Origin of the sequence: Pseudomonas sp. 3296 (genome assembly GCF_031456615.1) — a bacterium.
Lineage (GTDB): Bacteria > Pseudomonadota > Gammaproteobacteria > Pseudomonadales > Pseudomonadaceae > Aquipseudomonas > Aquipseudomonas mucoides.
Genome location: NZ_JAVDUY010000007.1, coordinates 270,582 through 285,186 on the forward strand (window position 1 = coordinate 270,582; position 14,605 = coordinate 285,186).

The 14,605-nt window shown below is 59.3% G+C and carries 13 protein-coding genes; 9 read left to right on the top strand and 4 right to left on the bottom strand.

The window, feature by feature from the left end:
* Position 1 precedes the first annotated feature (1 nt).
* The 3 genes from cobN (at position 2) to J2X66_RS20570 (ending at position 5,540) form a co-directional block, all read left to right on the top strand.
* Positions 2-3,778 carry a cobaltochelatase subunit CobN gene (gene cobN / locus J2X66_RS20560; RefSeq protein ID WP_310267722.1) on the top strand — a complete coding sequence of 1,259 codons (3,777 nt, stop codon included), beginning with the start codon at positions 2-4 and terminating at the stop codon, positions 3,776-3,778.
* 86 nt (positions 3,779-3,864) lie between these two features.
* Positions 3,865-4,863, top strand: coding sequence for an AAA family ATPase (locus J2X66_RS20565; RefSeq protein WP_310267725.1), 999 nt, complete (start codon positions 3,865-3,867; stop codon positions 4,861-4,863).
* A complete protein-coding gene (locus tag J2X66_RS20570) occupies positions 4,845-5,540 on the top strand; it encodes a VWA domain-containing protein (protein ID WP_310267729.1) in 696 nt (231 codons plus the stop codon). The genes J2X66_RS20565 and J2X66_RS20570 overlap by 19 nt, the downstream gene beginning before the upstream one ends.
* A gap of 44 nt (positions 5,541-5,584) precedes the next feature.
* Here the strand turns inward: J2X66_RS20570 and J2X66_RS20575 are convergent, their stop codons facing one another.
* Both J2X66_RS20575 and J2X66_RS20580 read right to left on the bottom strand, forming a co-directional pair.
* Complete coding sequence (locus J2X66_RS20575) at positions 5,585-6,652, bottom strand: MBL fold metallo-hydrolase (protein ID WP_310267732.1); 1,068 nt, start codon at positions 6,650-6,652, stop codon at positions 5,585-5,587.
* A gap of 126 nt (positions 6,653-6,778) precedes the next feature.
* A complete protein-coding gene (locus J2X66_RS20580) occupies positions 6,779-8,002 on the bottom strand; it encodes an NADH:flavin oxidoreductase/NADH oxidase family protein (protein ID WP_310267735.1) in 1,224 nt (407 codons plus the stop codon).
* Between the two features lie 77 nt (positions 8,003-8,079).
* On the opposite strand from J2X66_RS20580, the gene J2X66_RS20585 reads away from it, so the two are divergent.
* Complete coding sequence (locus J2X66_RS20585; RefSeq protein ID WP_027923776.1) at positions 8,080-8,490, top strand: MerR family transcriptional regulator; 411 nt, start codon at positions 8,080-8,082, stop codon at positions 8,488-8,490.
* On the opposite strand, the gene J2X66_RS20590 is transcribed toward J2X66_RS20585, so the two are convergent.
* Positions 8,481-8,738, bottom strand: a complete 258-nt coding sequence (locus J2X66_RS20590; protein WP_310267738.1) for a DUF2790 domain-containing protein — start codon at positions 8,736-8,738, stop codon at positions 8,481-8,483. The two genes, J2X66_RS20585 and J2X66_RS20590, sit on opposite strands and share 10 nt — an antisense overlap.
* 335 nt (positions 8,739-9,073) lie before the next feature.
* On the opposite strand from J2X66_RS20590, the gene J2X66_RS20595 reads away from it, so the two are divergent.
* Positions 9,074-10,633 carry a TerC family protein gene (locus J2X66_RS20595; protein ID WP_310267743.1) on the top strand — a complete coding sequence of 520 codons (1,560 nt, stop codon included), beginning with the start codon at positions 9,074-9,076 and terminating at the stop codon, positions 10,631-10,633.
* Positions 10,634-10,764: 131 nt separating this feature from the next.
* On the opposite strand, the gene J2X66_RS20600 is transcribed toward J2X66_RS20595, so the two are convergent.
* Positions 10,765-11,208 (bottom strand): thioredoxin family protein, encoded by a 444-nt coding sequence (locus tag J2X66_RS20600; RefSeq protein WP_310267746.1) that lies wholly within the window; start codon positions 11,206-11,208, stop codon positions 10,765-10,767.
* Between the two features lie 344 nt (positions 11,209-11,552).
* Here J2X66_RS20600 and J2X66_RS20605 point away from each other — a divergent pair, with 344 nt between their 5' ends.
* From J2X66_RS20605 to J2X66_RS20620, 4 genes are read left to right on the top strand one after another with little or no spacing between them, the layout of a single operon-like run.
* A complete protein-coding gene (locus J2X66_RS20605) occupies positions 11,553-12,401 on the top strand; it encodes a transporter substrate-binding domain-containing protein (RefSeq protein WP_027923780.1) in 849 nt (282 codons plus the stop codon).
* Between the two features lie 52 nt (positions 12,402-12,453).
* Positions 12,454-13,116 carry an amino acid ABC transporter permease gene (locus J2X66_RS20610; protein WP_008015908.1) on the top strand — a complete coding sequence of 221 codons (663 nt, stop codon included), beginning with the start codon at positions 12,454-12,456 and terminating at the stop codon, positions 13,114-13,116.
* Between the two features lie 8 nt (positions 13,117-13,124).
* Positions 13,125-13,787, top strand: a complete 663-nt coding sequence (locus tag J2X66_RS20615; protein ID WP_027923781.1) for an amino acid ABC transporter permease — start codon at positions 13,125-13,127, stop codon at positions 13,785-13,787.
* A complete protein-coding gene (locus J2X66_RS20620; protein ID WP_027923782.1) occupies positions 13,784-14,575 on the top strand; it encodes an amino acid ABC transporter ATP-binding protein in 792 nt (263 codons plus the stop codon). The genes J2X66_RS20615 and J2X66_RS20620 overlap by 4 nt, the downstream gene beginning before the upstream one ends.
* Positions 14,576-14,605 lie beyond the last annotated feature (30 nt).

The window sequence follows — 14,605 nt, forward strand, 5'->3', positions numbered from 1 at the left end:
CATGCACCTGCTCAGGACCCAGCCCGGCGGTTTCGTGTCGGATGACAACATCGCCGACCTTGGACAAACCCCCGCCGAACTGGTGATCCTGTGCAGCGGCGATTCCAGCCTGGCGCTGCTGGCCGAAGCCGCGCAGCAACTGCCCGACGACTACCCGAGCGTACGTTTGGCCAACCCGATGCAGGTGCAGAATCACGCCTCGGTCGATTTGTATGTCGATGAAGTGCTGCGCCACGCCAAGGTGATCCTGATCTCGCTGCACGGCGGCATTGCCTATTGGCGTTATGGCGTCGAGCGGCTGGTGCAATTGTCCGAGCGGGGCGTGCAGCTGATTCTGGTGCCGGGCGATGATCGGCCGGACCCGGAACTCAGTGACTTGAGCACCGTCGCTGCCGAAGACCGTGACCGGCTCTGGCAATTTTTGCGTCAGGGCGGCATGGGCAATGCCCTGGATTTTTTCCGCTGCCTCGCGAATCGCTGGCTGGACCGCGAGTACACCTGGGCCGAGCCGCAAGTCCTGCCGCGCACAGCGATTTACCACCCACAAAAAAGTCCCGCTGAACTGAGCGATTGGCAGGCCGACTGGCAGCCCGATCAACCGGTGGCGGCGGTGCTGTTTTACCGCTCGCATTTGCAAGCGGCCAATACCGCTTTCATCGATGTTTTCTGCCAGCGTTTGCAAGCGGCCGGGCTAAACCCTTTGCCGATTGCCGTGGCCAGTTTGAAGGAGCCCGGCTGCCTGACGGTGGTCGAGGATTGGCTGGATGAAGTCGAGGCGGGGGTGATTCTGAACACCACCGGTTTCGCCCAATCCAGCCCCGAAGCGCCGCACTTGCGACCGTTTCGCCGCAACATTGCGGTGATCCAGGCGATTTGCGCCCAGGACAACGAGCCCGGTTGGCGCGCCAGCGAGCAGGGCCTCGGCCCGCGCGACCTGGCGATGCACATTGCGCTGCCGGAACTGGACGGTCGGATCATCAGCCGCCCGATCAGCTTCAAGGACCTGGCGTGGCGCAGCGAGCGCAGTCAGTCGGACGTGGTGTGTTATCGACCGCAACCGGAACGCATGGATTTCGTCGCCGAACTGGCGCGACGCTGGATCGATCTGGCGCGGGTGCCGAGCCGCGAAAAACGCATTGCCCTGATTCTCGCCAACTACCCGACCCGCGATGGGCGGATCGGCAATGGAGTCGGCCTCGACACGCCAGCCGCTGCGTTGAACATCCTGCGTGCGCTGCATCAGGAAGGTTATCCGTTGCCGGCCGAGTTACCGGACAGCGGCACTGCGTTGATCCAGCAATTGCTTGGCGGCGTCAGCAACGACCTCGATACCCTCGACCAGCGTCCGTGTCATCAAAGCCTCGCGCTGGACGAATACCAGCGCATGTTCGACGCCTTGCCCGAGGCCAATCGCCAGGCCGTGCTGGAACGCTGGGGCACGCCCGAAAACGACCCGATGTACCGTGGCGAGCGGATGATGATTGCCGGCCTGCGTTTTGGCCTGACCTTCGTCGGTATTCAACCGGCACGCGGTTATCAGGTGGACCCGAGCGCGGTGTATCACGACCCGGACCTGGTGCCGCCCCACGGTTATCTGGCGTTCTACTTCTGGCTGCGCAACACCTATGGCGCCCACGGCGTGATTCATGTCGGCAAACACGGCAACCTCGAATGGCTGCCGGGCAAAGGCGTCGGGCTCTCGGAAAGCTGCTGGCCGGATGCACTGCTCGGGCCGCTGCCGAACATCTACCCGTTTATCGTCAACGATCCGGGCGAGGGCGCGCAGGCCAAGCGCCGCACCCAAGCGGTGATCATCGACCACCTGATGCCGCCGCTGACCCGCGCTGAAACCTACGGCCCACTGCGCAACCTTGAGCTGCTGGCCGACGAGTATTACGAGGCGCAACTGCTCGATCCGCGCCGCGCCCGTGAATTGCAGCGCGACATCTTGCAACTGGTGCGCGACACGCATATTGATCGCGAGCTGCAACTGGACGAAAAACTCGACAGCGATGCTGATGCGGCGATCTGGTTGCCGCGGCTGGACACGTATTTGTGCGATTTGAAGGAGTCGCAGATTCGCGATGGCTTGCACATCTTTGGCGAATCACCGACAGGGCGGTTGCGCATCGACACCTTGCTGGCTTTGCTGCGGATTCCGCGTGGCGATGGGCGTGGCGCGCAATCGAGTTTGCTGCGGGCATTGGCCAAGGCGTTCGAGTTGGGTTTCGATCCACTGGATTGTGCGTTGGCCGAGCCTTGGAGCGGGCCGCGTCCCATTGAACTGCAAACCTTCACCGATGAAGCCTGGCGCACGACGGGGGATACCCGTGAACGCCTGGAATTGTTCGCCGCTCAACTCATTACCCAAACGTTGTCGACCGAACCCGGACCTTGTAGGAGTGAGCCTGGTTGGGCGGAAGTGCACGCCATCCTCGACAATTTGTGCGAAGTCGTCGCCCCACGCCTCGACGCCTGCGGCCCAGCCGAAATGCGCGGTCTGCTCGACGCCTTGAACGGCCGCTTCGTCCCCGCCGGCCCGAGCGGTGCACCCAGTCGCGGTCGCCTGGACGTGCTGCCAACCGGGCGCAATTTCTATTCGGTCGACGTGCGCAACCTGCCCACCACCACTGCGTGGCGCATCGGTTTCCAGTCCGCCAACCTGATCCTCGAACGACACCTGCAAGACCATGGCGATCATCTGCGCCAGCTCGGCCTGTCAGTGTGGGGCACCGCGACCATGCGCACCGGCGGCGACGACATTGCCCAAGCCATGGCGCTGATGGGCGTGCGCCCGGTCTGGGCCACGGGCAGTCAGCGCGTCGATGATTTCGAAATCCTGCCGCTGAGCTTGCTCGACCGTCCACGTGTGGACGTGACCTTGCGCGTTTCCGGGTTCTTCCGCGATGCGTTTGCCAACCTGATCCGTCTGTTCGATGCGGCGGTGCGAGCGGTCGCAGCGCTGGATGAACCCGACGACCTCAATCCCTTGGCTGCCAAAGTGCGCGCCGAGCGTGAAGCGCTGATGCAATCGGGCCTGGATGAAGACGCCGCGAACCGTCAGGCCGGTTGGCGAATTTTTGGTGCCAAGCCCGGTGCCTACGGCGCCGGTGTGCAGGGCGCCATCGACGGGCGACTGTGGCAAAGCCGTGACGACCTGGCCGAGGTTTACCTGAATTGGGGCGGCTATGCTTACGGCGGCTCCGACGAAGGCACCGCCGCCCGTGAACAATTCGCCCAGCGCTTGAGTCAGGTGCAAGCGGTGCTGCAAAACCAGGACAACCGTGAGCACGACTTGCTCGATTCCAACGACTATTACCAGTTCCAGGGCGGCATGCTTGCTGCCGTGGAAAGCCTCAGCGGTGAAACAGCGGCCAGTTACCACGGCGATCACAGTCAGCCGGATCTGCCGAAGATCCGCACGTTGAAAGAAGAACTGAACCGGGTGATCCGCTCCCGGGCGGCCAACCCAAAGTGGATCGACGGGGTCAAGCGTCACGGCTACAAAGGCGCGTTTGAACTGGCGGCGACGGTCGATAACCTGTTTGCCTTCGACGCAACGACGCAGCTAATTGATGATCACCAGTACGCGTTGCTGGCCGACGCTTATTTGCTCGACCCGGCGACTCGGGAGTTTGTTCGCGAACACAATCCGCACGCCTTGCGCGACATGACCGAACGGATGCTGGAAGCGCAGCAGCGGGGGATGTGGAAGGCGCCGGGCGAGTACCGCGAGGCCCTGGAAAACCTGTTGCTGGATATAGAAGAAGACAGTTGATGCACCGCAAATCCCTGTGGGAGCGAGCAAGCTCGCTCCCACAGGTTCAAGGTTCACCTGCCACCGACCATGACCGAGTATTGAAGATGACCGACACCCCGCATTTCCCCTTATCCGCCGTGGTCGGCGCCGACGACTTGAAGCTCGCCCTGTACCTGACCGCCATCGACCCGAAAATCGGCGGTGTGCTGATCGAAGGCCCGCGCGGCATGGCCAAATCCACTCTGGCCCGGGGCCTCGCGGACCTGCTGGCCAGCGGTCAGTTCGTCACCTTGCCGCTGGGCGCCACGGAAGAACGTCTGGTCGGCACCCTCGACCTCGATGCCGCGCTGAGCGACGGGCGTGCGCAATTCTCTCCCGGCGTACTGGCGAAGGCCGATGGTGGCGTGCTCTACGTCGATGAGGTCAACCTGCTGCCCGACCACCTCGTGGACCTGTTGCTCGATGTCGCCGCCAGCGGCACCAACCTGATCGAGCGTGATGGTATTTCCCATCGGCATTCCGCGAAGTTTGTGCTGATCGGCACGATGAACCCGGAAGAAGGCGAGCTGCGCCCGCAATTGCTCGATCGCTTTGGCCTGAACGTCGCGCTCAGCGGCCACACCGCACCGATCGAGCGGGGGCAAATCATCCGTCGGCGTCTCGATTTTGACAGCGATCCGCAGCACTTTTGCGCGCAGTGGGAACACCAACAGCAGTCGCTGCGCGAACGGTGCGAGAAGGCCCGCAGCCTTTTGCCGAGCATCCCCCTCGACGATCAAGCGTTGGCGCTGATCACTGAGCGCTGCTTTGCTGCCGGCGTCGATGGCTTGCGCGCAGACCTGGTGTGGCTGCGTGCCGCTCGCGCCCACGCCGCATGGCGCGGTGCGAATGCGATCACCGAAACCGATATCGACGCTGTCGCCGAGTTCGCCTTGCGCCATCGCCGCCGTGAGCAATCACCGCCGACACAGCAACACACTCAGTCGCCATCCCCGCAACAGTCCGCCCCGAGCGAAGGCCAGGGTCAATGGGGTGAAATGCCCGCCCAGGCGCTCCCGGTTGGCGCCCGCCGTGAAGTGCCGAGTTGGCCAAAAAAGCCCTAGGCATTCGCCCTCGATCTGACGCGGGGGCGAATGCCAAACCCCGCGCAGGACGGCTGGACAACGGCAAACAGGGCAAACGCCATGCCGCACGCAGCGGCTCGATCAACTGGCCCGGCACCTTGCTCAAGGGGCGGCCACGTCAGCGCAGCGATGTGCTGTTTCACCTGCGAACTCGAAGCGCTCATGAACTGTGGCTGGTGATTGTCGATGCCTCGGCCTCGACGAGGCGTCATCAGGCGTTGTGCGATGCCAAGGGTTTACTGGCGCAGCTATTTGACGATGCCTACCGTCAGCGTGCGCGGTTGGCGTTGTTGACGGCCAGCGGCAATGTGCCGAAATGGCAGGTGCAAGGCTTGAAAGCGTCCAGCGGTTTGCGGAACTGGCTTGATGGGTTGGGCGCAAGCGGTGGCACGCCGCTGTTGGCGGCGCTTGGTGAGGCGGGGCGTTGGTTGGCGATTCGGAAAAAGCGCTTCCCGGCGGAGCAGCAGCGTGTGCTGCTGGTCACGGATGGTCGATTGAAGGAGTGGTCTAATCTGCCAGCACTGAATTGCCCCATGTTGCTGGTGGATATTGAAAGAGGCCCGATTCGGTTATGCCGGTCCAAGCAGTTGGCAAGTGATTTATGCGCCACTTACCTGCATATCGATGCCTTTGCTCCACCTGGAACAATGAGTTGATCGACACCACTGATACGTTATCAGTGGTGCGACAGTCCGCAGAACTAAATAAAGTTAATTAGTCCTTTCAGAACAACACCGCTGGTTTGGCTCTTGATCACTGCACTTTTCTTTATGACTTCGTTGGTGTAGTAGCATTCGACTCTGTGTCGATCGAGCAAGTCAATCACTTCATTGTGCGGATGGGGGTCATTGGATGTGCCAAACTTCCGATTGTTGTGACTGATAATTGCATGTTTAGGCTTGATCGCGAGCATCGTGCTGTTGGAAAGATTTTCTCGACTTCCGTGATGCGGCACTTTCAGGAAAGTGGCAGATATGTCCGTACGCTCCTCAATCAGTCGCTCGAAGACAGAATTATCGGCGTCGCCTGTAAATAACCAATTACCGCTTGAATGCCGGTGTTTGAATACAACGCTGGCTCGATTCGAATTTAGCTTGATGTGCCGAGAAACATAGTAGTCTATGTTCGATTTTGAAGCGCCGGCTAGTGAGTCAAGGAGCGTGATGAAGAACAAATGCACGAATCTTCGCGCCAAAAAACCATACTCCAACTCGCTTTCGACATCGTCCTGCAAAACCAGCGGTGAGACATAATTGATTATTTCGTCTTCAGGAAGGTCTATTCCATAATCTTCCGAGAGAATAGTAAGCGCTTGTTCTATTGACGTGTCGGCGGTACGGAGGTCGCGGAAAATTTCTTCGGGGTGACGAGGTGGGTTCAATATTGTTGCGTGGGTGCACAAAGTATCTCCTTGTGCGACCAGTTGCGGGCGTAACTTGCTGATTAACTTCCAGTTTGGTTGTTTCAGCTTTTCACTTGTGTGTCTTTTTAGATAGCCATATATTTTTGTTATTTCCGGAAGATAATAAGGGATGTAAGTTTGGAGTATGTTGATTTTCTTTGATTTTAATAGTCGTGGTACCCCGCCGATATGGTCTTCGTGCGAGTGGGTGATCAGTAACCGATAAACACCGGGACTCAGAATGCTTTCGATATTGGCCTTGGCGGGACCTGTGTCTATCAGAAGCTGCGGATCGCCTAAATCACAACCTTGTCCCGGATTCAGAATAAAGGCGTCGCCTTGACCTACGTTAATAACGGTTAGCATTGTAAACACTCGACTTCCATGGCTGATGATGCGCCTCGTCTTCCGGATTTGAATCGGGAATGCAGAGTATCGTCCCGGACGGGCGCCGAAACGATACTAATATGCCATCATCGTGTCTAGCTTAGGTTATTTACCCATCGCCTGCCGGTACTGCCGCGTACGCCGGCCAATGTACAACCGATCAAGAATCAACGCCCACACCGCTGACACCTGCGGGCGAGGCTTGCGCCCGCGACTCAATCGATGCAGCTGAAACTTCACCACTGCCATGTTCGCCAGTGCGGCCAACGGTTTGCGCTTCCACAGGATCGGCGGCAATTGCGGATGGCTGTCGCGGCCTTCGCGCCAGTGTTTGACCAACTGCGGTTCAACCGCCAGTGCCGTACCGATACCCGCCATGGCGATGCCGCTGTCTAGCACCTGCTCGACGATGGCCAGGCGCCGAATGCCGCCCGTCACCATCACCGGCATCTGCGCGACGCAGGCCAGTTCACCGGCCATTTCCAGAAAGTAGGCTTCGCGCGCCAACGTGCGGCCATCGCGGGCCTCGCCTTGCATGGCCGGGGCTTCGTAACTGCCGCCGGAAAGTTCGAGCAGATCGATGCTTTGTTCGTTGAGCCACACAATCACTTGGCGAGCATCGTCGGCGTCAAATCCGCCCCTCTGGAAGTCCGCAGAGTTGAGTTTCACCGACACGCAAAACTGCGGTGAGACGACGCGGCGAACGGCGCGGACCACGTCCAGCAACAAGCGCGCGCGGTTCTCCAGTGAGCCGCCCCAATGGTCGGTGCGGCGATTGGTCAACGGCGAGAGGAACTGGCTGATCAGGTAACCGTGTGCCGCATGAACCTGCACGCCCGTGAACCCGGCGTTTTCCGCGAGGGCCGCGCTGGTAGCGAAGCGTGCGATCACTTCGGCGATATCGTCTTCGGACATCGGTTTGGGCTCGGCGAACATCTTGGAAAACGCACCCAGGTCCAACGCAACGGCGGACGGTGCCCAGGCTTGTTGACCGAGGTTGGCCATGGTCTGGCGGCCGGGATGATTGAGCTGCATCCAGAACTGCGCGCCACCGGAACGCCCGATCGCCGCCCACTGACGAAAGCGCTGCAGATCGCGTTCATCTTCCAGCACGACGCCACCGGGGCCGGTCATGGCGCGGCGGTCGATCATCACATTGCCAGTCAGCAACAGTCCGGCTTCGCCCTCAGCCCAGGCCTGATACAGCTGAAGCAATGCGCCTGACGGTGCTTGCCTGGTGTCGGCGAGATTTTCTTCCATGGCGGCTTTGGCAATACGATTGCCGACGGTCTGGCCGTTGGGCAGATTCAACGCTTGGAAGGGCGACATGCTTGACTCCTCATCAGTGAAGAGTAGAGGCTAAGCTTAAAGTTAACTTTAATGTCAAGCAGGCAAATGAGGCCGGGATGAAGATTGGTGAATTGGCGCAGTTGAGCGGATTGAATGCATCGCGCATTCGCTTTTACGAGTCTCAGGGATTGATTCGTCAGGTAGAGCGTTCGGCCAACGGCTACCGGCGCTATCCCGCACAAGTCCTGCAAACACTGATGATCATCCAGTGCGCGCAGCAGGCCGGGTTCAGCCTTGAAGAGCTGAAGCAATTGTTGCCGGATACGGTGACGGGCGAGTTCAAGCACGAAGAATTATTGGCGGGGCTGCTGCGCAAGGTCGAGCAGATCGAACAGATGCAACTTCACCTGGCGCAGAGCAAGGCGAAGTTGCTGGGGGTGATTGAAGGCATCCAGGCAAGGCCCGAAGGGATAGCCTGCGAGGCGAATGCCGAGCGGGTGATGGCGTCGCTCAAACATCAATTCTGATCGATGCACGAATCACCGAATGCCTGGTAGCGCAGGATGTGGGTAGCGCCCATCGTGTCGACGTAGGTCATCTCCCGTGGGCCAATGCCGCAATAGTCGCCGCGGGTGATATTGACGACCTTGGCGATATTCAACGGTGTCGAATAGCTGTAGTCCTCGACATTCGAGGTGCTGGCGGTGGCGGCAGACGCAGCGGCGGCAGTGCCGCTGAGGGCAATCAGAAACAGCGCGGACAGGAGGCTTTTCATGGCGGTGCTCTCGTGGTGGCTACTGAACGATTTCAGTGGCAGTACGACGAGCCCGGTCAGGGTTTATTCCAGGCTGACTACAAATTTTGAAATGATTTTCGATTGTAGGAATTATCGGTTTCGGCTGTACGATCCAAGTCCTTTTGTCTTTCAGGACTTGCATGAACACCCTCTTGGAGCCTCCCGGTTATCCTTCCTCATCGCGCCATTGCGCGCTCTTGAAACACCCGGTCTTTCGACATTCAAAACACTTCGTCATTGCAATCCCACGGCCTCTGCGCCGCGCCTTGCCGTGCCTGGCATTCTGAATTCACTGAAGAGATCGAGACGTTTTTATGGAATGGTTAGCTGACCCCACCGCTTGGCTGGGCTTATTGACGTTGATTGTGCTGGAGCTGGTGCTCGGCATCGACAACCTGGTGTTTATCGCGATCCTTGCGGACAAATTGCCGCCCGAGCAGCGCGACCGTGCGCGAATCATTGGTTTATCGTTGGCGCTGATCATGCGCCTGGGCTTGCTGGCGAGTATCTCGTGGCTGGTCACCTTGACGCAGCCGCTGATCGAGGTGTTCGACAAGAGCTTCTCCGGTCGTGACCTGATCATGCTGTTCGGTGGAGTGTTCCTGCTGTTCAAGGCCACCATGGAATTGCACGAACGGCTCGAAGGCCATGTCGGCCAGCGCTCGACCAACGCCGCGTATGCGATGTTCTGGCCGATCGTGGCGCAGATTGTGGTGCTCGATGCGGTGTTCTCCCTCGACGCTGTGATTACCGCTGTGGGCATGGTCGATGAACTGGCGGTGATGATGATCGCGGTGATCATCTCCATCGGCTTGATGATCGTCGCCAGCAAACCGCTGACCCGTTTCGTCAACGCGCACCCGACAGTGATCATGCTTTGTCTGGGCTTCTTGATGATGATCGGTTTCGCGTTGACGGCCGAAGGGTTGGGTTTCCACATTCCCAAAGGCTATCTGTATGCGGCCATCGGTTTTTCGATCCTGATCGAAGTGTTCAATCAGATCGCCCGCGCTCGCCGCAAGAAATCCCTCCAGGGGCTGCGGCCAATGCGCGAGCGAACGGCCCATGCGGTGTTGCGTTTGCTCGGCGCTCGCAGCATGGCAGTGGAGGAAGTCGGTGAGGAGGTAGCCGACTTGCTGGACAACGGTGAGTCACCGGGAGAGGCACTGTTCGGCCGCCGCGAGCGGGTGATGATCAGCGGCGTACTGCAACTGGCCGAGCGGCCGATTCGCACGCTGATGACCGTGCGTGCCGACGTTGATTACATCGACCTGGCCGATGATGCGCCTACCATTCGTACGCGGCTGATGCATTCGTCCTACTCGCGCTTGCCGTTGATCCGTGACGGCGCTGTGGACGAGCCGCTGGGCTTCGTGCACAAGAAGGAGTTGCTGAAAGAGTATTTGGCCGGCAATGAGCCGGATCTGGAGCAGTTGGCGCGCAAGACCGTTAACTTGCTGGACAGCTACTCGATCCTCAATGCGCTGGAGCAGATGCGCCAGGCCTCGACGCACATTGCGTCCGTGGTCAATGAATTCGGTGACTTTGTGGGGGTGTTGACCATGACCGACATTCTGGAATCGATTGCCGGCGAACTGCCCGACGCCAGCGAAATCGAAGGCCCGGACGTGGTGGAGGAGCAAGGCGGGTATTTGGTCAACGGCGCGTTGAACCTGACACGGGTTCGGCAGCGGACCGGGTTTGGGGCTGAACCTACCGAGGACTATCAGACCCTGGCCGGGTTGGTCGTGAGCTTGCTGGATCGATTGCCGGTGATCGGCGACAGCCTGGAATGGCAGGGCTGGCGAATGACAGTGGTGGCCGTTGAAGAGCGGCGGGTGACGCGGGTGCTGCTGGTGTGTGTCGACCGCTAGTTTTTTTCCGGGATTCATAGCCTGTTCGCGAGCAGGCTCACTCCCACACGGGTCGTGTGAGCACTGAAGATCCAATGTGGGTGCGAGCTTGCTCGCGATAGCGTCCTGCCAAACGCCATCGCTCCCAAGCCCTAACACCCGCTTCGACAATTCACCCGCTCAAAAGCCCTCGGCACCGTACATAACCCGCGCAACGTCTGGCGCAACCACGCCAGATCGTGACTCGGTTGATGCGGCACGTATCGCGGCCTGAGCCTGCCAACGTGGCTGGCGAAATCCTCCTCCAGCGTCTCTCGGGTGCCAATGCCCTTGAGCTTCTTCCGCAATCGCCCGTCCTTGAAAAACAACACCGTCGGTGTGCCAGTAACGTTCGGGTGCCGGGGCGATTCACGGGTGTTCAGTACATAAATATTCGCGTGATGACGATAGCGCTGGGCAACCTCGCGAAAGACCGGTTCTGCCCACTCACAGGCTGGGCAGTGTTCATCGCCGAAATACAGGATCACCGGGCGCCAGGTTTTTAGCGCCTTGCGATAGACCGGGGCGAGCGATGCCAAGTGGTGTGTCGAGCCCATTGAAAATCTCCTTTTCACAACGACCATCGAGGTTTGTCGACGTTAAAGGAGGGAACAGGGGCGGGTCTACTGTCAGAAATTACAGGTGACATGCTGCGTCAATTTCGGTCATTCATCTCCAATTGTGGTGCAAGTACCCGCACGCTGTAGCCAACGGTAGCGCTTCCCCTCGCGTGCGTTTGGTAACAGATCCCTCAGTGTTTTTCCCATCCCGTTGATTCAAATCGATTTTCAATCGCCCCAACATTCTCTCCGCAACCTGTGGCACACTTTCTGCTGTCTATTCCGTTGTTACATACCAATGTCCGGTATAGCGGAATAAACATCATCCTGGAGTGCTTGCCATGCATCGCCGACCTTCCTTGTTAAAAGCGTGTGTTTTTGTTCTCGCGGCTACCGCCGCTGCCATGGGCGTGGCCCAGGCGGCGGACAGTAAGCTCGATAGCGTGCTGGCCCGTGGAAAATTGATTGTGGGCACGGGCAGTACCAATGCGCCGTGGCACTTCCAGGGAGCGGATGGCAAGTTGCAGGGGTTCGATATCGATATCGGGCGGATGATTGCCAAGGGGTTGTTCAACGATCCGACCAAAGTCGAGTTTGTGGTGCAGTCGTCCGATGCGCGGATTCCCAACTTGCTGACCGACAAGGTCGACATCAGTTGCCAGTTCATCACCGTGACCGCCAGTCGTGCGCAGCAAGTGGCGTTCACCCTGCCGTACTACCGCGAAGGCGTGGGCCTGCTGCTGCCGGCGAACAGCAAGTACAAGGAAATCGAAGACCTCAAGGCTGCCAACGACAGCGTGACCGTTGCGGTCTTGCAGAACGTATACGCCGAAGAGCTGGTGCACCAGGCGTTGCCCAAGGCCAAGGTCGATCAATACGACAGCGTGGACCTGATGTACCAGGCCGTTAACTCGGGCCGTGCCGATGCCGCTGCCACCGATCAGTCGTCGGTGAAATACCTGATGGTGCAGAACCCAGGCCGCTACCGCAGCCCGACTTACGCCTGGAGCCCGCAAACCTATGCGTGTGCAGTTAAACGCGGTGATCAGGACTGGCTGAACTTCGTCAACACCACCCTGCATGAAGCCATGACCGGCGTTGAGTTCCCGACCTACGCGGCGTCCTTCAAGCAATGGTTTGGTGTCGATCTGCCGACTCCAGCCATCGGTTTCCCTGTCGAATTCAAATGATCCCGTGAGAGCGGGGCGCCCATAACGCGCCCCGCTCAAGGTACTGCTGACCATGAACTATCAGTTGAACTTTGCCGCTGTGTGGCGCGATTTCGACACCTTGCTGGCGGGGCTCGGTCTGGGCCTTGAGCTGGCGCTGGTGTCGATTGCCATCGGTTGCGTGATCGGCCTGATGATGGCGTTTGCTTTGCTCTCGAAGCACCGCGCATTGCGGGTGCTGGCGTCGGTGTATGTGACGGTGATCCGTAATACGCCGATTCTGGTGTTGATTCTGTTGATCTACTTTGCCTTGCCGAGCCTCGGAATCCGTCTGGACAAGATCCCGTCGTTCATCATCACCCTGTCGCTGTACGCCGGGGCGTATCTGACCGAAGTGTTCCGTGGCGGTTTGTTGAGTATTCCCAAGGGCCAGCGTGAAGCAGGGCTCGCCATCGGACTGGGGGAGTGGCAGGTCAAGGCCTACGTCACCGTGCCAGTGATGCTGCGCAATGTGCTGCCGGCCTTGTCGAACAACTTCATTTCGCTGTTCAAGGACACGTCGCTGGCCGCTGCGATCGCGGTGCCGGAGCTGACCTATTACGCGCGCAAGATCAATGTCGAGAGCTACCGGGTGATTGAAACCTGGCTGGTGACCACGGCGCTCTATGTGGCGGCCTGTTACCTCATCGCCATGATGCTGCGTTACCTCGAACAGCGTCTGGCGATTCGCCGATAGGAGCTCGCATGTACGAATCCCCTGGTTGGTTGCACGAGTTATGGGTTGCCCGCGAAGTGTTGTGGCAAGGCTTTTTAACCAGTGTGCAGGTGTCGGCGCTGGCCATTTTGCTGGGCACGATGGTCGGCATTGTCGCCGGTCTGGTGCTGACCTACGGCAAGTTCTGGATGCGCGCGCCGTTTCGCGTCTACGTCGACCTGATTCGCGGTACGCCGGTGTTTGTGTTGGTGCTGGCCTGCTTCTATATGGCGCCGGCACTGGGTTGGCAGATCAGTGCGTTTCAGGCCGGTGCCTTGGGGCTGACGCTGTTTTGCGGCTCCCACGTCGCCGAGATCGTGCGCGGCGCGTTGCAAGCATTGCCCAGCGGTCAGATGGAAGCGAGCAAGGCGATTGGCCTGACGTTTTTCCAATCCCTCGGTTACGTGCTGTTGCCTCAAGCGTTGCGGCAGATCCTGCCGACCTGGGTCAACTCCTCGACCGAGATCGTCAAGGCCTCGACGCTGTTGTCGGTGATCGGCGTGGCGGAGTTACTGCTCAGCACACAGCAAATCATCGCCCGGACCTTCATGACCCTGGAGTTTTACCTGTTCGCCGGATTTCTGTTTTTCGTCATCAACTACGCCATCGAATTACTCGGCCGGCACATTGAAAAGCGGGTGGCCTTGCCATGACTCAACTCTCCAACACGCAAAACGGTCAGGCCCTGCTGGACATACGCGGCCTGCACAAACAATACGGCAAGCTCGAAGTGCTCAAGGGCGTCGACCTGAGCATGCAGCGCGGCAACGTCGTCACACTGATCGGCTCCAGCGGCTCGGGCAAGACCACCTTGCTGCGCTGCGTAAACATGCTCGAAGAATTCCAGGGCGGGCAGATCATGCTCGACGGCGAGTCCATCGGCTATGACGAGGTCGACGGCAAACGCATACGTCACCCGGAAAAAGTCATCGCCCGGCATCGTGCGATGACGGGCATGGCGTTCCAGCAATTCAACCTGTTCCCGCACCTCACCGCCTTGCAGAACGTCACCCTGGGTTTGCTCAAGGTGAAAAAACTGCACAAGGACGAGGCCGTTGCTCTGGCCGAAAAATGGCTGGAGCGCGTCGGCTTGCTCGAACGCCGTGATCACTATCCCGGTCAGTTGTCCGGCGGTCAGCAACAGCGCGTGGCGATTGCCCGGGCGATTGCGATGAACCCGAGCCTGATGCTGTTCGACGAAGTCACCTCGGCCCTCGACCCGGAACTGGTCGGCGAAGTGCTGAACGTGATCAAGGGCCTGGCCGACGAAGGCATGACCATGTTGCTGGTCACCCACGAAATGCGTTTTGCATTCGAAGTCTCGGACAAGATCGTTTTCATGAATCAGGGGCGCATCGAAGAGCAGGGGCCACCCAAGGAGCTGTTCGAGCGCCCGCAATCACCGCGTCTGGCTGAGTTTCTCAAAAACACGCGCTTTTAACTTTCCAGAATTCAATCAGGAGAAACACTC

Coding starts and splice junctions, on each gene's coding strand:
- J2X66_RS20605 (WP_027923780.1), top strand. CDS start 11,553: ATGCATCGCCGACCTTCCTTGTTAAAAGCGTGTGTTTTTGTTCTCGCG.
- cobN (WP_310267722.1), top strand. CDS start 2: ATGCACCTGCTCAGGACCCAGCCCGGCGGTTTCGTGTCGGATGACAAC.
- J2X66_RS20590 (WP_310267738.1), bottom strand. CDS start 8,738: ATGAAAAGCCTCCTGTCCGCGCTGTTTCTGATTGCCCTCAGCGGCACT.
- J2X66_RS20580 (WP_310267735.1), bottom strand. CDS start 8,002: ATGTCGCCCTTCCAAGCGTTGAATCTGCCCAACGGCCAGACCGTCGGC.
- J2X66_RS20575 (WP_310267732.1), bottom strand. CDS start 6,652: ATGCTAACCGTTATTAACGTAGGTCAAGGCGACGCCTTTATTCTGAAT.
- J2X66_RS20595 (WP_310267743.1), top strand. CDS start 9,074: ATGGAATGGTTAGCTGACCCCACCGCTTGGCTGGGCTTATTGACGTTG.
- J2X66_RS20615 (WP_027923781.1), top strand. CDS start 13,125: ATGTACGAATCCCCTGGTTGGTTGCACGAGTTATGGGTTGCCCGCGAA.
- J2X66_RS20585 (WP_027923776.1), top strand. CDS start 8,080: ATGAAGATTGGTGAATTGGCGCAGTTGAGCGGATTGAATGCATCGCGC.
- J2X66_RS20610 (WP_008015908.1), top strand. CDS start 12,454: ATGAACTATCAGTTGAACTTTGCCGCTGTGTGGCGCGATTTCGACACC.
- J2X66_RS20620 (WP_027923782.1), top strand. CDS start 13,784: ATGACTCAACTCTCCAACACGCAAAACGGTCAGGCCCTGCTGGACATA.
- J2X66_RS20565 (WP_310267725.1), top strand. CDS start 3,865: ATGACCGACACCCCGCATTTCCCCTTATCCGCCGTGGTCGGCGCCGAC.
- J2X66_RS20600 (WP_310267746.1), bottom strand. CDS start 11,208: ATGGGCTCGACACACCACTTGGCATCGCTCGCCCCGGTCTATCGCAAG.